Source organism: Glycomyces amatae, from assembly GCF_020991375.1.
GTDB classification, from domain to species: domain Bacteria; phylum Actinomycetota; class Actinomycetes; order Mycobacteriales; family Micromonosporaceae; genus Glycomyces; species Glycomyces amatae.
Map to the genome: position 1 here is coordinate 112,475 of NZ_JAJLQZ010000012.1, position 18,259 is coordinate 130,733.

The following is an 18,259-nucleotide window of genomic DNA, read 5'->3' on the forward strand; positions in this document are numbered from 1 at the left end:
GTCAGCTAGCTGATCTCGCCGGAGACTCCGCCCGAGAGGGTGACGGCGTCGGAGATCTCGCCCGAGACCCCGCCGTTGGTGTCCTCGTGCTCGTCGGCGGGCGCGGCGACCCTGGAGATCTCACCGGAGACGCCGTCGGCGCTTGCGGCGGAGGCGGTTCCGGCGATCAGGCCGAGCGCGATAAAGCCCACGGCGAGGGCGGCGCCGAGCTTCTTGAGTAGTCTGACCGGTTTCACGAGGCCTCCCGTGAGGTGTGGGAACGTTCTGTCAAGGGGACCAGTTGAGCCCATGGTGCCACAGTCGGCTCGCACTAGGGAAGGCTTGCGACCGTGATTCTCGTGCTCTTTCTGGATCTGCCGCGCGCGCGGGCGCGACCCGACCATTGTCGCCGATGCGGTGACGGCGTTCGCTCACGGGTCGCTCCTTCGCTCGACGGGCCACACCTCGCCGTTGTAGGTTAGGCTCGCCTTACCCTTGAACACGACCGCCGCTCGACAAGGAACCCGCGCATGCCTGCAGACACCGCCGCCGCGAACGAGCCGGCGAGCACCGCCGCCACCCCCTTCTCCGCCCGCATCCGCGAGGCCTCCTGGTCGCGCCACCAGGGCCTGGACCCCTCCGCCGACGCGGCCGACCGCTCCCCCGGCGTGTTCGACCGGCTCTTCGACGGCTCGCTCGGCGTGGACGACTACACCCGCTGGCACGCGCAGCAGTTCTTCGTCTACGAGGCGATCGAGGCGGCGGCCGAGCGCTACGCGGACGATCCGGTGGCCGGCCCCTTCGTCTTCGGCGAACTGGCGCGCCGGGGCGCGATCGAGCGGGACCTGGCCTTCCTCATGGGGCCGAAGTGGCGCTCCGGCATCGAGCCGCTCCCCGAGACCCGCGCCTATGTGGACCGGATCAACGCCGCCTGCGCCGAGGGCCCCGGCGGCTACATCGCCCACGCCTACACCCGCTACCTCGGCGACCTCTCCGGCGGGCAGGCCTTCGGCAGGGCCGCGCGCCGCAGCTTCGGCTTCGACGGCGAGGGCGCGTCCTTCTACTCGTTCGAGGGCATCGCCAGCCCGAAGTCCTTCAAGGACGAGTACCGCTCCCGCCTCGACGCCCTCGACCTGCCGCCCGAGGACCGGGAGCGCCTCATCGCGGAGGTCCTCGCGGCCTACGACCACAACGGCGCGGTGCTCGCGGCGCTCGGCGCCCGCCTCGACAAGAACCCCTTCTCCCCCAAGGTGATCGCAGCGATCTGCCACCACATGAACACCGACCACGCCGCCGACACGCTCGTGATCTGCCAGGGCGCCGGCGGCGTCCCGGACGCCGGGTCGGCCCGCATGACCGGCTTCGACGGCGAGGGCGCCGACTTCGCCGCCCTCGTCGGCGGGACCGAGGTCCCGGTCCGCATCGCCTGGGCCGCACCGCTGTCCGAGCGCGCCGAGGTCCGCCCCGAGATCGTCCGCCTCTTCACCGAGTCGAAGGGGCGGCGGGCGGACTGACCGGCCACTACCGCCCCGTGATGTCCGGATTGTCGCGACACGCCGGTCGGTGACGCATCTCGCCCGTCCGCCGCACGCGGCGTTACGGTGTCCCGGTTGCCAAGTCCACGGACGGCCCCCCGGCGTCCCGGCCGCACCGCGGCCCGGCCCCGGGGCGCCTCCGATGGGCAACGCCACGGACCCGGAGGCAAGATTGTCCGACACCGGACCGGTGGCCGCCTACACGATCAGGCGTCACGCCGCCCGGCCGCACCGCACGAGGGGCCAGCACCGCGCCTCGTGGGCCGCAGAACTCACGCCGCTGCTGGCGGGGACCCAGCGCCGCTACACCGCGGTGGTCGGGTCGGCCGTCGCCGGGGCGTCCGTCGTCGCCATGGCCGCCACCGCGGGCCTGCCCGCCGAGGAGCCCCGCGAGGGGGCCTCGCAGGCGGTGAGCGACATCGCGGCGCTCGCGGCCGAGGCGAGCGCCCCCGAGCAGGCCGCGCCGGGCACGACCGGTGCGACGGGGACGGCCGATCCGGCCGCGGCGCCCGCGCCGGACGGGCCGGGGGAGGTCGCGCCGGCGGTCGAGCCCGCCCGGACCTCCCCGGTCACCGCGCAGGACGCCCAGGTCAAGTGGACGCCGATGCTCGACCGGATCACCATCACGTCCCTGTTCGGCCAGCGCTGGGGCCGCAACCACAACGGCGTCGACTTCGACGCCGAGACCGGCGACCCGGTCTACGCCGCCTACCCGGGCACCGTCGTGTACGCCGGGTGGGAGTCCGGCTTCGGGAACCTCGTGGTCATCGACCACGGCGACGGCGTCGAGACCTACTACGCGCACAACTCCGAAGTGGTCGTCGCCCCCGGCGATCAGGTGGAGGGCGGCGGCCAGATCGCGAACGCCGGGAACACCGGGCACTCGTTCGGCTCCCACGTGCACTTCGAGGTGCACGTGGGCGGGCAGCCGGTCGAGCCCCTGAACTACCTCGCCGAGTCCGGACTGGACCTGCGCTAGCGTTCGCCCGGCGGACCGCGCGGTCCGCCGGGCGAGTGCTACAGCTTGCTGATCGGCGCCAGGCGCATGATCACCCATTTGGGCTCGCCGTCGCCGAAGTCGATGCGCGCCTGGGCCCGCGGGCCCGAGCCCTTGAGCTCGACCACGCGTCCGAGGCCCCACTTGTCGTGGGAGACCCGGTCGCCGACGTCGAGCGACGGGACGTCCGCGGCGTTGCGCATCACGATCTGCTGCCCGAACGAGGCCGGCAGCTTCGACCGCACCACCCGCGCCGGCGGCGCGGACTCGGACCACTCGACGAGGTCCCCGGGGATCTCGGCGAGGAACCGGCTGGCCGCGTAGTACTGCGGCTGACCGAACACGTTCCGGGTCCCGGCCCGCGTCAGGTGCAGGTGCTTGCGGGCCCTGGTGAGGCCGACGTACGCGAGGCGCCGCTCCTCCTCCATGTCGCCGGGCCTGCTCATGGACCGCTCGTGCGGGAACAGGCCGTCGTCGAGGCCGGTGAGGAACACCGTGTCGAACTCCAGGCCCTTCGCGGTGTGGAGGGTCATGAGGGTGACGACCCCGCCCTCCTGCGACTCGGGGTCGGGGATCGAGTCGGCGTCGGAGACGAGCGCGACGTGCTCCAGGAAGGACGGCACGTCCGCGGCGAGGTCCGCCTCGTCGTCATCGGTGGTGCCGCGCACGACCTGCTCGGTGAACTCGTGGGCCACCGCGACGAGCTCCTGGAGGTTCTCGATGCGCCCCTCGTCCTGCGGGTCTTTGGACTGCTCGAGCCCTTCGAGGTACCCGGTGTCGGCGATCAGCTTGTCGAGCACCTCCTCGGGCGGCGCGGTCCGGGCGAGCTCGGTCGCGGCGTCGACGATCTCGCAGAACCGCTTGATGCCGGTGCGGGCGCGCCCGGAGACCCCGGGGGCCTCGTCGACGCGGTGCAGCGCCGCCGGGAAGGAGATCCGCAGCCGCGCCGCGAGCGCCTCGACTTCGGCGACGGCCCGGTCGCCCACGCCGCGCTTGGGCACGTTGACGACGCGCATGGCCGAGACCGTGTCGTCGGGGTTCGCGGTGAGCTTGAGGTAGGCGAGCATGTCGCGGACCTCTTTGCGCTCGTAGAAGCGGACGCCGCCGACGACCTTGTACGGGATGCCGCGGCGCACGAACACCTCTTCGAAGGCGCGCGACTGGGCGTTGGTGCGGTAGAAGATCGCGGTGTCGCCGAAGCTCGTCTCCCCCGCGTCGGCGAGCTCGTCGATGCGGCCCGCGACCCACGCGGCCTCGTCGTGCTCGTTGTCGCCGGTGTGCCCGAGGATGCGCCCGCCGGGGCCCTCGTCGCTCCACAGCCGCTTCTCGCGCCCGCGCTCGGTGTTGTTGCGGATGACGCCGTTGGCGGCGTCGAGGATCGTCTGCGTGGAGCGGTAGTTCTGCTCCAGGAGGATCGTCTTCGCGTCCGGGAAGTCCCGCTCGAACTCGATGATGTTGCGGATGGTCGCGCCCCGGAAGGCGTAGATCGACTGGTCGGCGTCGCCGACCACGCACAGCTCGGCCCGGTCGTCGCCGGTGCCGACCAGTTCGCGCACGAGCGTGTACTGGGCGTGGTTGGTGTCCTGGTACTCGTCGACCATCACGTGCCGGAACCGCATCCGGTAGGACTTGGCCACCTCCGGGAAGGACCGGAACAGGTGCACGGTGGAGCCGATGATGTCGTCGAAGTCGACGGCCTGGGCCAGGCGCAGCCGCTCGTCGTACTGCGAGTAGACGTCGGCGACGAGCCGGGCGCGGGCGTCGTCGGCGGCCGAGGCGGCCTGGTCGGGGCCGATGAGCTCGTTCTTGAGCCGGGAGATCTCGGCGGCGAGCCAGCGCGGGGAGTGCTTCTTCGAGTCGAGGCCGAGGTCCTTGACGATCTGGGTCAGGAGCCTGCGGGCGTCGTCGGTGTCGTAGATCGTGAAGCTGGACTTCCAGCCGAGGCGGTGGGCCTCGCGGCGCAGGATGCGCAGGCACGCGGAGTGGAAGGTGAGGACCCACATGGCGCGAGAGCGCGGACCGATGAGGTCGTCGACGCGCTCGCGCATCTCGGCGGCGGCCTTGTTCGTGAAGGTGATCGCGAGGATCTCGCCGGGGTGGGCGCCCCGCTCGGCCAGCAGGTGGGCGATGCGGTGGGTGAGGACGCGGGTCTTGCCCGAGCCCGCGCCCGCGACGATGAGCAGCGGCGACCCGGCGTGCTCGACGGCTTGGCGTTGCGGTTCATTGAGGCCGGTCAGAAGGTCGTTCATCACTGACGATTATGCCCCTCGCCCCCGACGCGGCCGGAACCGCGGCGGACCCGGGCGGGTCCGGACCATAGGGGCCGTTCGAGTGGAAATCTGACAAGGCTGGTGAGGAGCCAGTACGTTGGCGGAGCTCTGCGGAGCGTACTTGCGACGAGTCCAGCCGCAGCTCAGATTTTCTCTCGGGCGGCCCACCCGGGCCTCGGCGGCGCTGTGCCCCCTTACAGCGGCCCGCGGCCCGCTCGGAGCACGAGCATCGCGATCTGGATGCCGTCGTCGCCGAGTGCCTGGCGGTACTTCTCGAGGATGGCCCGCTCGCGGTCGAGGACCAGACGGGTGCCGCCGTTGGCCATGCGGATCTGGCCGATCCGCTTCGACACCTCGGCGCGGCGCTGCCACAGCCGCAGGATCTCGGTGTCGAGCGCGTCGATCTCGACGCGGAGCTCGGCGAGCTCCTCGGGAACGGTTTCGGTGCTGGTGGTGGTCATCAGGGCTTCTCCTAAGAGCGATGCGGATCGGACTCCGGGCGGTGGCCCTGGGCGTGCAAAAACCCCGGGCGGTCCGCCCGGGGCTGTAGGTCTGTGTTCAGCGCGAAGACCTACGGCTCGGACGATCCGTGCCGTAGTAAAAGTAAAATCGCGCGCTGCGAATCACGGGCCAAGTATGCCACACGCCCGCCGGTCTGACCAGCGGGCGTGTGGCGATCATCGCGGTGTTCGTCTGCCGTTAGGCGTCCGAGCCCCAGTTGGCGGCGGCGCGGCGGCGGCGCATGAGCACCAGCGCGACGACGCCGGCGAGCAGGACCGCGCCGCCGACGGAGGCGACGGTGGTCAGGCTCGAACCGGTGACGGGCAGCTCGGGCTTGGGCGACTCGGAGGGCGCCTCCTCGACGGCGATCTCGAACTCGATCTCGGCGGCGTACTCGGAGGTGTGGGCCTCGGCGAGGATGAGGCGCTGGCCTTCGACGCCCTCGGCGTTCTCGTCGACGGGCACGAAGGTGCGCCCGGCCTGGGTCGTCCAGGTGAGCGTGTCGGTCACGAGGGTGACGGTGGCGTCCTTCTCCTCGGCGAACTCGACGTAGAAGGTCTGGCCGTCGGTGAAGGAGGTGACCTCCTCGCCGTTCTCGTCCACGACGGTCGCGCCCTCGGGCTGCGCGAAGGTCACCGAGTCGAAGTTGGTGGACACGGTGAAGGGGCCGACCTTGGTGCCCTCGGCCACGGCCGCGGAGTCGTCGACCTCGAAGGACGGCTCGAAGTCGGGCTCGTCGACCGGCTCGGAGTTGTCGATCAGGTACTGCTTGATGGTGGTGACGGCGGCGTCGAGGGCGTCCCCGCCCTCGGTGGAGTCCGCTTCGAGGACCCAGCCGTCGGTCAGGGTCCAGATGGCGGCCTGGGTGCCCGCGTAGGCGACCTGGTCGGCGCTGAAGCCCTCCAGGTTCGCCGCGTCGACGCCGGCGGCGGCGAGCAGGTCGGCGGCGTTGTGGCCGTCATAGCCGTTGACGAGGACGCCGAGCACGAGCGGCAGCTGCTCGACGGGGATGTCCTCCCACGGGCGCTCCTCGTGGAGGTTGCCGGCGAGGAGGCCGACCTCGATCTGGATGCAGTAGACCGTGCGGGTCTCGCCGTCGCCGAGGTCGAGTCCGATCATCGTGGCCTCGGGGTCCTGGCTCTGGCCGTGGAGGCGGATGCCGTCCTCGAGAACGACGTTGCCGGACGCGAGGGTGCTGACGTCGTCGCCTGCGGCCTCGTCCTGGGCCTGGGCCGCGGCGACGCCGCTGAGGCCGAGCGCGATCCCCGCGGCAGCGGCGATCGTCCCTTTCAGGGCTTTGGTCATCATTGAATAGAGTCCCTTTGCTTTTCCGAGGGATTGACGCGTTGAATCTTCATCCGACACGTTAGCGGCCGCCCGCAGGTTGCATTAGGGGCCGGTATTTCCTTGAACTGGGCTTCGACTGCGGGGCAACGGAAACGGCGCGTCCTCCATGAGGCGCGCCACTATAACGATTCGGCATCGGCTTGTGCCGCGGCACCGGTGCTGGTGCGTTTCGGTGCCAATGGTGCGCGAGTGGCCGGGACCGAGGCGGATCGCGTGCCTCGGTCCCGGCCGCACCATGCGCCGGGCCTTCGTTCGAGCCGCCGGGGCGCGCCCGGGTCCGGACCGTTCGACGTGGTCCGGAACGCCCCTGCGGCAGCGGGCGGTCGAGCGCGCCCGCGTCCTTCAGGTCCTAGTGGGCGGAGGCCTTGCGGCGCCTGCCGAGCGCGATCACCGTCAGGCCGCCGATGAGCAGCGCGAGCCCGGCCGCGAAGGCCACGGTGAGGCTGGCGCCGGTAGACGGCAGCTGCGCCTGGCCCGACTCGGAGGGCCGCTCGCTCGGCGGCGCGTCGAGCGCGAACCGCCACTCGGCCGGGACCTCGCCCTCGCGCGGCTGCGCGAGGATGAGCTTCTGGGAGTCGCCGGACGTCATCGGGTTGACCGCGTCGCCCGAGAGCGATTCGTCGGTGGTGGCCAGGAAGACCCGGCCGACCGGGAGGTCGTAGGCCGCGGTGCCCCTGACGGTGATGTCCTCGGCGCCCTCGTCGAGGACGATCCAGAACTCCTCGCCGTCCTCGAGGGACGCGGCCTCGTCGCCGTCCGCGGTCTCCAGGCGCCCGCCCTCGGCGGTCAGCTCGACCGGCCCGGCGTTGGAGCGGACCGTGTAGGGCCCGAACCGGCCGTCCTCGTACCCGGCCTCCTCGGCGCCCTCGAGGTCCACGGTGAACTCCGAGGGGTCGGGCACGCGCCCGGTGTCCTCGGTGAGGTGCTCGTAGACGGCGAGCACGGCCTCGTCCTCGCCGTCGTTGCCGCCCTTGACCGGGTTGTCGGCCAGGAGCTCCCAGCCGTCGGTGAAGTGCCAGACGGCGGCCTGGGTGCCCGCGTAGGCGACCTCGGCGACCTCCTCGTCGCTCCAGTCCGGGTTGACCTCGGCGCCGGCGTCCTCGACGAGGTCCGCGGCGGCGGCGTTCGGATACCCGTTGAACAGGACCCAGCGGACCGCCTCGAGGTTCGCGACGCCCGACTCCTCCCAGTCGCCCTCGGTGTAGGGGCTGCCGGTGTCGAGCGGGGTGCGGATGTCGATGCAGTAGACCACCAGGGTCTCCTCGGTGCCGTGCGGCGTGAGGCCGAGGACGTTGGCCCACACGTCGAACCGCTCCCCGTCGAGGCGGCCGCGCAGCTCCAGGCCGGGCGCGGTGACGATGTCGCCGCTGACGGGCTCGGCCTCCTCCTGCGCGAGGGCCGGGCCTCCTGTGAGGACGGCGGCGAGCGCCGCGGTCGCGGCGAGCGGGGTGCGGAACGTCTTGAGTCTCATCGTGGTTCGGTCCTCCTGGGAGCGGACGTGAGGTGCGTGAGGTAGAAAGGCGACCGCGGTAGGCGCCTGACATGAGGGGAAACGAGAGGACCCCGCGCGGCGGCGCGGCCACTGGGCCGAACGATGTGGAGAATCCTCCGAAAGTACGAGGTCCAAAACAGTCAGTGATGGACACCGACCTCTTCGGCAACACGCGAGCGCGGCCCTGGGCCCGCCGCGGAGCGCTCTATAGTCGGAGTCATGCCGATCTCGAAAGCCGCCGCTCGCGGCATCACCGACGAATTCGCTCGCCGGAGGGGTCCCAAGTCCGGCCTGGTCGTGGGCGCGACCTGGGGCCACCCGGTGCTCACGGCCGCGCTCGAGGCGCTCATGCCCGCCGACCGGCTCACCGTCGTCGCCGATCCCGCGTCCATCGGGGACCTGCGCACCGCCCTCGACGCCGAGGGCTCCTGGACCGCCGGGAACGTCACCGCGGTCCCGTCCCTGGCCGAGGCCGAGCCCGCCGAGGAGGTCATGCTCGCCGCGCCGGTCACTGTGGAGGCCGAGGCGTTCATCGCCGACATCGAGCTGCTGCGCGAGAAGGTCGAGCCCGGCGGCGTGCTCTCCTTCGCCGCGACCCTGACCGCCCCGGCCCGCGAGGAGATCGCCGAGCTCGTGGCCGAGTACGGCATCGGCACCGACCTCATCGTCCGGTCGCTCCCGCCCGTGCGCATCCACAAGCTCCGCATCGGCTCCGCGTCCAAGCGCGAGGGCGAGCCGCGCGCGATCGCCCCCGCCGAGGACCTCGCGCCCGCCTGGCGGGCCTCCTCGGTCGCGGTGACCCCCGCGATGCACCTCGACTCCAACGGCGTCATCGCCGCCGGGCTCCTCCTCGGGACCGCCTGGGCCGCGAAGCGGCTCCGGCCGTCCTCGAAGGCGTGGGTGCTGCCCGCGCTGGCGGCCGTGCCGGTCGCCGCGTTCTTCCGCGACCCGCAGCGCGAGGCGGACCTGCGCGGCGAGGACGACGAGCCCGAAGCGGTCCTGGCCGCCTCCGACGGGCGCGTCATGGCGATCGAGACCGTCGTGGACGAGCGCTTCGGCGCGGCCACCGGCGCCGCGGGCGCCGAGTGGCTGCGGATCGCCGTCCAACTCTCGCTCACCGACGTGCACATCAACCGCGCCCCGGTCGCGGGCGAGGTCGTCGACGTGTTCACCGAGAAGGGCGGCTACGCGAAGGTGAGCCTGGCCGAGGCCGAGCACAACGCGGCCTGCTACACGGTGGTGTCGACCGCGCGCGGGCGCGTCGTCACGGCCCAGCGGACCGGCGCGGTGCTGCGGCGCATCGTCAACCGCTCCAAGCCGGGCGCGTCGGTCGCCAAGGGCGAGCGCTACGGCCTCATCAGGTTCGGCTCGCGCACCGACGTGTACCTGCCCGCGGGCGCCGCCGAAGCGGTCGTGGACCCGGGCGACCCGGTGCGCGGCGGCGAGACGGTCATCGCCCGCTGGCGGTAGGGCCTGCGGCAGGCCCCCGGGCGAGGCGGTGTCCGAGTCCCCCCGTTCGCCCGCAGGGCCTCCGGATACCGGTGTCGCGACTGAAGGCCCTGGCAGGACGGGCCGGGCGGGCCCTCAGGCCTGGGCGGCGAGGTTCTTCAGGTCCACGACCTGGAGGGCGTCCTCGACCGCGGCCGACAAGGGCAGGCCGTCGAGCGCGTCGGCGTCCCACCAGCGCGACTCGCTGGTGGAGCCGCCCGCGGCCTCGACCACCTGCGCCGCGGACGGGTCGGGCACCGTCGCGGAGTAGATCGCGCGCACCCCGTGCCAGTCCAGCGGGTACCCCTCGGGGCCGATCGCGCGGCGGTGCCGGAACGACGTCACGTTGAGCAGGTCGCCGACCAGGGCCTCCTGGCCGGTCTCCTCGTAGATCTCGCGGGAGACGGCCGCGCGCGGCGACTCCCCGAAGTCGACCCCGCCGCCGGGCAGGTGCCAGGTGCCGCCGCCGGGGTAGCCCTCGGCGATCCGGGCGAGCAGGACCCGGCCCCCCACGTCGGCGACGACCCCGTACGCGCCGAAGCGCTGGCCGCGCCGGCGCCGGCCCTTCTTCGCCTTCGAGGGCGGGACGGGCCGCGTCTCCTGCGGCGCCTTGTCGACGCGCCCGGCGAGCCGGTCGTCGGCCAGGCCCAGGCACGCGGAGACGAACGGCGAGTGCGGCTCGGCCGCGGCGCGGGCCGGGTCGACCCACTCGGCGTCCTCCCCGGCGGCCTCGAACTCGGGCCCGCCGGCGACTTCGGCGGTGTAGATGATCGCGTTGGTGTGGACGCCGCGCCTGGCGACGGCCACCGCTTCACGGGCGGCGCCGACGGCGACCTCGTAGCCGGTGTGCTCGCCGACCAGGCGCTCGGCGGCCCGCTTCGGCGGCTCGCCGTGGTCGATGACCCCGCCGGGCAGATGCCAGGGGCCCGCTTCGCGCCCCGTCCGCCTCCTGCGGGTCAGCAGCACCCGGCCGTTCTCGTCACGGACCTCCCCGTACGCAGCTATCCGGAATTGCATCCCTCAACTGTACGGCGTGATCGGCGCACCGCGGCGAAGCTCGCGAGCTCCGCGGCTACTCCCACTCGATGGTGCCCGGGGGCTTGCTGGTGACGTCCAGCACGACCCGGTTGACGCCGGCGACCTCGTTGGTGATGCGCGTGGAGATCTTCGCCAGCAGCTCGTACGGCAGGCGGGACCAGTCCGCGGTCATCGCGTCCTCGGACGAGACCGGGCGCAGCACGATCGGGTGCCCGTAGGTGCGGCCGTCGCCCTGGACGCCGACGCTGCGCACGTCCGCGAGCAGCACCACCGGGAACTGCCACACGGAGCGGTCGAGCCCGGCGGCGGTCAGCTCGGCGCGGGCGATCGCGTCGGCGGCCTTGAGCAGGTCGAGCCGCTCGCCCGTGACCTCGCCCACGATGCGGATGCCGAGGCCCGGGCCCGGGAACGGGTGGCGCCACACCATCGCCTCGGGCAGCCCCAGCTCGAGGCCGATCGCGCGCACCTCGTCCTTGAACAGGGTCCGCAGCGGCTCCACCAGGTCGAACTGGAGGTCGTCGGGGAGCCCGCCCACGTTGTGGTGGCTCTTGATGTTCGCGGTGCCGGTGCCGCCGCCCGACTCGACCACGTCCGGGTACAGGGTCCCCTGGACGAGGAAGTCGATGGACTGCTCCTCGGCGATCTCGCGCGCGGCCGCCTCGAAGGTCCGGATGAACTCGCGGCCGATGATCTTGCGCTTCTCCTCGGGGTCCGTGACGCCCTTGAGGGCCGCCAGGAACTGCTCCGCGACGTCGACGGTGCGCACGTCGATGCCGGTGAGCTGCGCGTAGTCCTTCTCGACCTGCTCGGCCTCGCCGGCGCGCAGCAGCCCGTGGTCGACGAACACGCACGTGAGCCGGTCCCCCACGGCGCGGTGCACGAGCGCCGCCGCGACCGAGGAGTCCACGCCGCCGGACAGGGCGCACAGCACCCGCCGGTCGCCGACCTGCTCGCGGATGAGGGCGACCTGCTCGTCGATGATCGCCGCGTTCGTCCAGTTCGGCTTGATCCCGGCGATGTCGTGCAGGAAGTGGCGGATGACCGCCTGCCCGTGGGGCGTGTGCGCCACCTCGGGGTGGTACTGGACGCCGGCCAGGCGCGACTCGAGGTTCTCGAACGCCGCGACCGGCGCGCCCGCGGTGCCCGCGACGACCGTGAAGCCCTCGGGGGCCTCGGTGACCGAGTCGCCGTGGCTCATCCACACCGACTGGTGCTCGGGGAGCCCGGCGAGGAGCTTGGAGGGGCACACGACGTCGAGCTCGGTCCCGCCGTACTCGGACGCCCCGGTCCTGGCGACCGTGCCGCCCAGGGCCCGGGCCATGGCCTGGAAGCCGTAGCAGATGCCGAGCACCGGCACCCCGGCCTCGAACAGGGCCGCGTCCACCTGCGGGGCGCCCTCGGCGTACACGCTCGAAGGACCGCCCGAGAGGATGATCGCGGCCGGCTCCTTGGCGAGCATCTCGCTCGCGGGCATCGAGGAGGGCACGATCTCCGAGTAGACGTGGGCCTCGCGCACGCGCCGCGCGATGAGCTGCGCGTATTGGGCCCCGAAGTCGACCACCAGCACCGTTTGTCGCATGACACCAGCGTAACCGGTAGTCGGTCTCGCACCGGAAGGCGCGGCTACCCTGATGACGTGCTCAACAACCCCGGTGTGGTCGAGTCGTTCCGCCGGGTCGGCGCCGACCTGCGGTCGTGGACCCCCGGCGAGGCCGCGCCCGTGCTCGCGGTGCGCGCCGGAGTCGGCGTCGCCCTCGCCATGGGCGTGGTCGTCCTCCTCGACGGCGACCCCGGCTGGGGGCCCGCCGCGGTCATAGGCGCCTGGCTCGGCGGCGTCGTCCTCCTCACCCCCGGCACCCGCACCGGCCCGGTGATGCCCCTGTTCATCGGCGCGGCCGGAGCCGTCGGGCTCGTCCTCGGCGCGATCGGGCACCCGGTCCTGCTCGTCGCGGCGGCGACCGCCTACGCGTTCACGCTCACCTTCGTCGGCTCGATCAGCCACGTCGCGGGCGTCACCCTCACCGTCTCGGGGATAGTGTTCTTCCTCGCCGACCACCTCACGGTCGGCACCACCGTGTGGCTCGCGGCCCTCGCCGTCTGCGCGGGCGGCGCGGTCCAGGCCGGGATGGCGCTCCTGCCGCCCTACTACCGGTGGGCCGAGGACCGGCGCGCCCTCGCCGACGCCTGGCTCGCGCTCGCGGCCGAGGCGGACGCGCTCGCCGCCGACCCCAACGCGCCGTTCCAGACCGAGACGCTCGTCGAGGCCGCCCGGGAGCTCGACGGCCGCCGGGTCCTGCCCGCCGCGATCCTCGAGGCGCGCCGCCAGATCTACGCGGTGTCGATCGCGATCGGGCGCACCGCCTCGGCCCGGGCCCGGGCCGACGCCCAGGACCGCGACACCGTCGCGTTCTACTCCGAGGCGCTCGAGCTCGCGGGGCGGCTGCTGCACGCCTTCGCCGAGCGCATCACCGCCCGCAAGCCCGCCGAGCTGGACTGGGACGCGCTGCTCGACGGCCTCTCGCAGAACCCGATGGCGACCGCCACCGGCACCATGCCCACCGAGATCGGCGGGCTCCTGCGCACCCTGCACGAGACCGGCGGGTTCGCCGAGCGCATCACCGCCGGGGGCGAGCAGGTCGTGGCCGACCCCGCGCTGGCGCACGCCACCAGCACCGTCCGGCAGGCGATGGGCCAGCTCCGGGCCCGGCTGCACCGCCGGGACCCCGTCGTCCACCACGCGCTGCGCCGCGCGGGCGTCATCGCCGTGGCCATGATCGTCGGCCTGCTGTGGCCCACCGAGCACGGCTACTGGATCCCCTTGACGGCGTGGGTGGTGCTCCAGGCCGACTTCGCGGGGACGCTCACCCGCGGCACGACCCGCGCGGTCGGCACCACCGGCGGCGTCGTCCTCGCCTCGCTCCTGGGGCTCCTGCTGCCCACCGACCTGCTGTGGCTGAGCCTGGCCGTGCTCGCGTGCGCGCTCGTCGCGTACCTGGCGCGGCCGGTGTCGATGCTGGTGTTCATCGCGGCCGTCTCGGGCTTCACGGTGTTCCAGATCGACCTGTCGGGCGAGAGCCCGCTGCTGGCGGCCGTCGACCGGGGCGTGTGCACGCTGGCGGGGGCGGTGCTGGCGATCGGCTTCTACGTCCTGGTGCCGACCTGGCAGACCCGGCGCCTCGGCGACCTCCTCGGCGACCTGGTGGACGCCTACCGGGACTACGCGCGGCTCTCCCTGGACCGGCAGGCGCACCCGGCGGACTACGACCGGAAGGTCATGCACGCCGCGATCGACCGGATCCGGACCCGGCGCGCCGCGCTCGCCACCGCGGCGGACCAGGCGAAGGCCGAGCCGATCACCGGGCCGGGCCCGCTGTCGGCGGACGTGCTGGGCGCCGAGGCCGCGCTGTCGCGGGCGGGGCGGGCGCTGGTGGCGGTGAACGCGACCCTCGGCAGGGGCGAGGAGGAGGCGACGGGCCTGGCGGGGGTGGACGCGTTCGCGGACGCGGTGGACGCGGCCTACCTGCGGCTGGCGGCGCTGGCGCGGGGCGCGGCCCCGCCGGGCGGCGTGGACCTGAGCCAGGCGGTGCACCGCCTGGACCTGCGCCTGTCGGCGGTCGAGGACCGGGACACGCGCACCAGGCGCAACGTGCTGCGCTGGGAGTCGGACAACATGGTCGAGGCCCTCGACGACGTGGCGCTGCTGATGGCCGATTGGCAATAAACGGATTTCGCGTTGGCGTGCCGCCGAAAATTTAGGCCTAGTTATTCCTAGACCCGCGGACATGGAAGAACCTCCCCGGAGTGGAAAATCCAGATGGTCGACGAGGTGCGCGAGTGGACCGAGGCACTCGAACAGGACGACTTCGAGCGCATTTTCGACGCCATCGACCTGCTCCGCGAGCACGGGCCGGGACTGGGTCGGCCGATGGTCGACACCATCAAAGGCTCAATGCTCAAAAACCTCGAGGAGCTCCGACAAGGCACCGTTCGCATACCGTTCGCCTTCGATCCATGGAGATCCTGCATCCTGCTCGTCGCAGGCGACAAAGCGAACAGATGGAAGGTCTGGTACGAGGACGCCATCCCGCTGGCGGAGGACCGGTACCGGCGATATGTCAAGGACCGCGAAGCAGGGGAGACGCGATGAAAGGTTACGTCGACTGGAAGGACGTCCGTGACGAACTCGTGGACCGCGCGGGCGGCGAGGAAGCGGTTGCGAAGCGTTCCAAGGAGTCGCTTCAGGAGAACCGCGGCGCCCGGCTCGCTGAGATCAGGCGCTCCCGGGACCTCACGCAGAAAGAAGTGGCCGAACGCATGGGAATCACCAAAGGCCGCGTGTCCCAGATCGAACAGGGGGACAACTCCGGCACTGAAGTGCTCGCTCGATACGCGCGGGCGTTGGGCGGTGCCTTGATCACTTCGATCGCTTTCCCGGACGGCCAGGTCATCGACATCGGCGCTTAGAACAGCACCGCGCGCGCCCGGCCGATCGCGGCCAGGGCGCGTTCGCGCTGCCCGGGGGTGAGCACCGACTCGAATTCGAGGAGGTCCAGGCCGATGACCTGGAGCTGGTCGGGCAGGTGGGTGTCGTTCGGGAGCCGGGGGACCTCGCGTCTCGGCCGGCCTTCGGCTTCGGCGCCCACGTCGGCGAGGTCCTGGACGAGCGCGTGCATCGCACCGGCCCGGGAAGCCCAGCGAGCGGGCGACCAGTGGCGCGTGCCTTCGACGACGCGCCCGATCGCCCGCTCGAGTTCGGTGCTCAACCGGCTAGTTGCTCTGGAAGTAGGACAGCAGGCGCAGCAGGTTCCAGTACAGGAAGATCAGGCCCGCGGTGAGGCCGAAGGCGCCGGCCCACGCGTACTTCTTCGGGGCGCCGTTCTGCGCGGAGTACTCGATCATGTCGAAGTCGAGGATGAACGAGAACGCGGCCCAGAGGGTGAGCACGATCGCGATGATCCACTGGAGCGCGTTGGCGTTGCCGTCGCTCGCGAACAGGCCGAGGTCGAGGCCGAAGAGGCCCGCGACCAGGTTGACGGCCATGAGGGCGAAGATGCCGAAGCCGGCGCCGACCATGACCTTGGTGAACATCGGCGAGTTGCGCAGGATGCGGAACTTGTAGAGCGCGAGCATGCCGCCGAAGACGAGGATGGTCGCGAGGAGGGCGTTCACGACGATGCCGGGCCACATGGCGTCGAAGTACGCGGAGACGCCGCCGAGGAGGAGGCCCTGCCCGATGGCGTAGACGAACGCCACGATCGGGTTGGTGACCGGCTTGAACATCGAGAAGATGATGACGCCGAGGCCGATGAGCATGCCGACGGTGCCGAGCGCCATGGCGGTGCCGAAGGCGCCTTCGTCGACGACGACGGGGTTGCCGAGCATGTCGGTGCCGATGGCGTCGTTGACCATCGAGAACGTGAAGATCGCCGCGACGAAGGTCGCGGCGACGAGCGCGACGGTGCGCACGATGACGTCGTCGATCCGCATGGTCTGGGCCTGCGGGGCTTGCGTCATCTGTCCGTAAGGCCCGTACGCGGCACCCATGTGCTGCTCGTTGTACTGGGTCTTCACCATATTTCGAAGGGATGAGTTCCTGCTCTGCATTGCCATGACCTGCGGTCCTCCGTTGAATGTTCAAGGGTGGTAACAGCGTATCCGGTCCGCGCCTGAAACACGACAGGCGACGGGGCCCCGGAGGGCCCCGTCGCCTGTGAATACGCTCAGGAAACTAGGAGACGACGGTGATGCGGCCCAGCTCGGGGGCCTCCAGCGGGGCGTCGGCCGTCCCGAACTCGGCGATGTAGTCCTCGAACGCGTCGACGTCGAGCTCGCCGTAGAGGAGGTTCCGGCCCTCGGCGAACGCGGCGAAGGAGTCGCCGCCGTCGGCGAGGAACGAGTTCACCGTGACCCGGTACACCTGGTCGGCGACGATCGGCTCGCCGTTCAGCTCCAGCGAGTCGGCGACGATCTGGTCGGTGCCCTCCCGCGTCTCGTCCCAGGTGTAGGTGAAGCCCTCGGAGACCTGGAGCACGAGTGTCGTCTCGCGGTCCTCGCTCGGCAGCTGCTGCTGGAGCGCGGCGAGGATCTGCGCGCCGGTCAGGTCCAGGGTGACGACGTAGTTCGCGAACGGCTGCACGGTGAAGACCTCCCCGTAGGTGGCCTCGCCGGGGGTGCCCTGGTCGTAGAGCAGGTCGGCTCTGACGCCGCCGGGGTTCATGAACGCGATCTCGGCGCCGCCCTCGTCGGCGCCCGCGGTGTTCCACAGCTGGGCGTCGGCGATGAGCGAGCCGAGCGGGAACTCCTCGGCGCGGGTCGCGCCGCGGGTGATGTCCTCGGCGATGTGCCCGACGACGCGGCTCCCGGCCTCCTCGGCGAGGGGGCCGTACTCCTCGAGGATGTCGGTCTGGTCCCCGTCGGCCTCGACGTCGCGGGTGACGACGGTGTTGGAGCCGGTCACGGTGGAGCGGACGATGTCCTTGGTGCGCTTGTCGTAGGTCGCGTCGATCTGGGTGAAGACCTTCCCGTAGGAGGAGGCCGAGGTGACCATGCGCGGGTTGCCGGCGGGGTCGGGCACCGAGCACACGTACTCGTTGTGGGTGTGGCCGGTGATGACGACGTCGACGAGGGGGCTCATGGTCTCGGCGATGTCGACGATGGGGCCGGACATGCCGGTGCCGGTGCCGTCGAGGGACTCGCAGTCGTGGCCGGTGTCCTCGGCGACGGGCACGCCGCCCTCGTGGAGGAGGACCACGATCGCGTTGACGCCCTTGCGCTCGAGCTCCCGGGCGTACTGGTCGGCGGTCTCGACCTCGTCGAGGAACTCCAGGCCCTCGATGCCGGACTGGGAGACGATGTCGCCGGTGCCCTCGAGGGTCATGCCGATGAAGCCGACCTTGACGCCGCCCTTGAAGCGCTTGATCCAGTACGGGTCCAGGACGGGTTCGCCGGTGGCCTCGTCGACGACGTTCGCGCCGAGGTAGGGGAAGTCGGCGCCCTCGAAGTCCTCGTCCCCCTCGATGATGCGGTTCAGCTCGTCGAAGCCGGCGTCGAACTCGTGGTTGCCGACGGAGGAGACCTCGACGCCCATCTCGTTGAGCGACTCGATGGTGGGCTCGTCGTCGAAGACGGCCGAGAGGAAGGGGCTGGCGCCGATGAGGTCGCCGGCGGCGACGGTGGTCGAGTAGCGCTCGCCTTCGCGGGCCTGTTCGAGATGGGTCGCGAGGTACTCGGCGCCGCCCACGGGGCCGTCGACGCCCGGGTAGGTGAGGCTCGAGGCGGCCTCGATGTTGCCGTGGAAGTCGTTGATGGCCAGCAGTTGCAGGTCGACCTGGCGGCCGTGGCCGTGGCCGGGGCGGCCGTCGGCGGACCAGGCGCCGACGGCCAGCGTGGCGGCCGCGAGGGCGGCCGCGCCGACGACGGCGGCGACCGCGCGGCGCTTGCGTCTGAAGGTGAACATGGCTCTCCGTTGGGCGTCGATGGGTTGGGCGCGCGCCGACCGGAGGCGGCCGCGCGGCGCGGCCTGAGCCGATCATGGGACGATTGCGCCCGAGTCAACGCAGCATAACGCCTTCACCGCGTACGGGGAACCGTCCGGGACCTCCGCCCGATGTAG

Annotated in this window: 16 protein-coding genes; 6 read left to right on the forward strand and 10 right to left on the reverse strand. The window is 71.9% G+C overall.

What is annotated here, in order from left to right:
• Positions 1-5 precede the first annotated feature (5 nt).
• Complete coding sequence (locus LO763_RS18420) at positions 6-236, reverse strand: hypothetical protein (RefSeq protein WP_230787005.1); 231 nt, start codon at positions 234-236, stop codon at positions 6-8.
• A gap of 273 nt (positions 237-509) precedes the next feature.
• Here LO763_RS18420 and LO763_RS18425 point away from each other — a divergent pair, with 273 nt between their 5' ends.
• Positions 510-1,493, forward strand: a complete 984-nt coding sequence (locus LO763_RS18425; protein ID WP_230787007.1) for a biliverdin-producing heme oxygenase — start codon at positions 510-512, stop codon at positions 1,491-1,493.
• Between the two features lie 193 nt (positions 1,494-1,686).
• Entirely contained in the window at positions 1,687-2,493 is an 807-nt protein-coding gene (locus LO763_RS18430; RefSeq protein ID WP_230787008.1) for a M23 family metallopeptidase, read from the forward strand.
• A gap of 38 nt (positions 2,494-2,531) precedes the next feature.
• Here LO763_RS18430 and pcrA read toward each other — a convergent pair whose 3' ends face one another.
• The 4 genes from pcrA to LO763_RS18450 all read right to left on the reverse strand — a co-directional run bounded on the left by pcrA (position 2,532) and on the right by LO763_RS18450 (position 8,100).
• Complete coding sequence (pcrA, locus tag LO763_RS18435; RefSeq protein ID WP_230787010.1) at positions 2,532-4,760, reverse strand: DNA helicase PcrA; 2,229 nt, start codon at positions 4,758-4,760, stop codon at positions 2,532-2,534.
• A 215-nt stretch (positions 4,761-4,975) separates the two neighbouring features.
• Positions 4,976-5,242, reverse strand: a complete 267-nt coding sequence (locus LO763_RS18440; protein ID WP_230787011.1) for a chorismate mutase — start codon at positions 5,240-5,242, stop codon at positions 4,976-4,978.
• A gap of 238 nt (positions 5,243-5,480) precedes the next feature.
• Positions 5,481-6,590, reverse strand: coding sequence for a Cys-Gln thioester bond-forming surface protein (locus LO763_RS18445; protein ID WP_230787014.1), 1,110 nt, complete (start codon positions 6,588-6,590; stop codon positions 5,481-5,483).
• 388 nt (positions 6,591-6,978) lie between these two features.
• Positions 6,979-8,100, reverse strand: coding sequence for a Cys-Gln thioester bond-forming surface protein (locus LO763_RS18450; RefSeq protein WP_230787018.1), 1,122 nt, complete (start codon positions 8,098-8,100; stop codon positions 6,979-6,981).
• A 240-nt stretch (positions 8,101-8,340) separates the two neighbouring features.
• Here LO763_RS18450 and LO763_RS18455 point away from each other — a divergent pair, with 240 nt between their 5' ends.
• Complete coding sequence (locus LO763_RS18455) at positions 8,341-9,591, forward strand: phosphatidylserine decarboxylase (protein WP_230787020.1); 1,251 nt, start codon at positions 8,341-8,343, stop codon at positions 9,589-9,591.
• A gap of 114 nt (positions 9,592-9,705) precedes the next feature.
• Here LO763_RS18455 and LO763_RS18460 read toward each other — a convergent pair whose 3' ends face one another.
• Entirely contained in the window at positions 9,706-10,626 is a 921-nt protein-coding gene (locus LO763_RS18460) for an NUDIX domain-containing protein (protein ID WP_230787021.1), read from the reverse strand.
• 55 nt (positions 10,627-10,681) lie between these two features.
• Positions 10,682-12,226, reverse strand: a complete 1,545-nt coding sequence (guaA, locus tag LO763_RS18465; RefSeq protein WP_230787022.1) for a glutamine-hydrolyzing GMP synthase — start codon at positions 12,224-12,226, stop codon at positions 10,682-10,684.
• A 57-nt stretch (positions 12,227-12,283) separates the two neighbouring features.
• On the opposite strand from guaA, the gene LO763_RS29985 reads away from it, so the two are divergent.
• The 3 genes from LO763_RS29985 to LO763_RS18480 all read left to right on the forward strand — a co-directional run bounded on the left by LO763_RS29985 (position 12,284) and on the right by LO763_RS18480 (position 15,111).
• Positions 12,284-14,368 (forward strand): FUSC family protein, encoded by a 2,085-nt coding sequence (locus LO763_RS29985; RefSeq protein WP_230787024.1) that lies wholly within the window; start codon positions 12,284-12,286, stop codon positions 14,366-14,368.
• Between the two features lie 93 nt (positions 14,369-14,461).
• Positions 14,462-14,794, forward strand: coding sequence for a type II toxin-antitoxin system RelE/ParE family toxin (locus LO763_RS18475; RefSeq protein ID WP_230787026.1), 333 nt, complete (start codon positions 14,462-14,464; stop codon positions 14,792-14,794).
• Positions 14,791-15,111, forward strand: coding sequence for a helix-turn-helix domain-containing protein (locus tag LO763_RS18480; protein ID WP_230787030.1), 321 nt, complete (start codon positions 14,791-14,793; stop codon positions 15,109-15,111). The genes LO763_RS18475 and LO763_RS18480 overlap by 4 nt, the downstream gene beginning before the upstream one ends.
• Here the strand turns inward: LO763_RS18480 and LO763_RS18485 are convergent.
• The 3 genes from LO763_RS18485 to LO763_RS18495 form a co-directional block, all read right to left on the reverse strand.
• Positions 15,108-15,410, reverse strand: coding sequence for a hypothetical protein (locus tag LO763_RS18485; protein WP_230787032.1), 303 nt, complete (start codon positions 15,408-15,410; stop codon positions 15,108-15,110). The genes LO763_RS18480 and LO763_RS18485 overlap by 4 nt on opposite strands.
• 4 nt (positions 15,411-15,414) lie before the next feature.
• Positions 15,415-16,221 (reverse strand): Bax inhibitor-1/YccA family protein, encoded by an 807-nt coding sequence (locus LO763_RS18490; RefSeq protein WP_230787033.1) that lies wholly within the window; start codon positions 16,219-16,221, stop codon positions 15,415-15,417.
• Between the two features lie 154 nt (positions 16,222-16,375).
• Entirely contained in the window at positions 16,376-18,103 is a 1,728-nt protein-coding gene (locus tag LO763_RS18495; protein WP_230787035.1) for a bifunctional metallophosphatase/5'-nucleotidase, read from the reverse strand.
• Between the last annotated feature and the right edge of the window lie 156 nt (positions 18,104-18,259).

Excerpts from the sequence above, each read along its gene's own strand:
- guaA (WP_230787022.1), bottom strand. The coding sequence starts at position 12,226 with ATGCGACAAACGGTGCTGGTGGTCGACTTCGGGGCCCAATACGCGCAG.
- LO763_RS18455 (WP_230787020.1), top strand. The coding sequence starts at position 8,341 with ATGCCGATCTCGAAAGCCGCCGCTCGCGGCATCACCGACGAATTCGCT.
- pcrA (WP_230787010.1), bottom strand. The coding sequence starts at position 4,760 with ATGAACGACCTTCTGACCGGCCTCAATGAACCGCAACGCCAAGCCGTC.
- LO763_RS18425 (WP_230787007.1), top strand. The coding sequence starts at position 510 with ATGCCTGCAGACACCGCCGCCGCGAACGAGCCGGCGAGCACCGCCGCC.
- LO763_RS18450 (WP_230787018.1), bottom strand. The coding sequence starts at position 8,100 with ATGAGACTCAAGACGTTCCGCACCCCGCTCGCCGCGACCGCGGCGCTC.
- LO763_RS18460 (WP_230787021.1), bottom strand. The coding sequence starts at position 10,626 with ATGCAATTCCGGATAGCTGCGTACGGGGAGGTCCGTGACGAGAACGGC.
- LO763_RS18475 (WP_230787026.1), top strand. The coding sequence starts at position 14,462 with ATGGTCGACGAGGTGCGCGAGTGGACCGAGGCACTCGAACAGGACGAC.
- LO763_RS18495 (WP_230787035.1), bottom strand. The coding sequence starts at position 18,103 with ATGTTCACCTTCAGACGCAAGCGCCGCGCGGTCGCCGCCGTCGTCGGC.
- LO763_RS18490 (WP_230787033.1), bottom strand. The coding sequence starts at position 16,221 with ATGGTGAAGACCCAGTACAACGAGCAGCACATGGGTGCCGCGTACGGG.
- LO763_RS18440 (WP_230787011.1), bottom strand. The coding sequence starts at position 5,242 with ATGACCACCACCAGCACCGAAACCGTTCCCGAGGAGCTCGCCGAGCTC.
- LO763_RS18445 (WP_230787014.1), bottom strand. The coding sequence starts at position 6,590 with ATGATGACCAAAGCCCTGAAAGGGACGATCGCCGCTGCCGCGGGGATC.
- LO763_RS18480 (WP_230787030.1), top strand. The coding sequence starts at position 14,791 with ATGAAAGGTTACGTCGACTGGAAGGACGTCCGTGACGAACTCGTGGAC.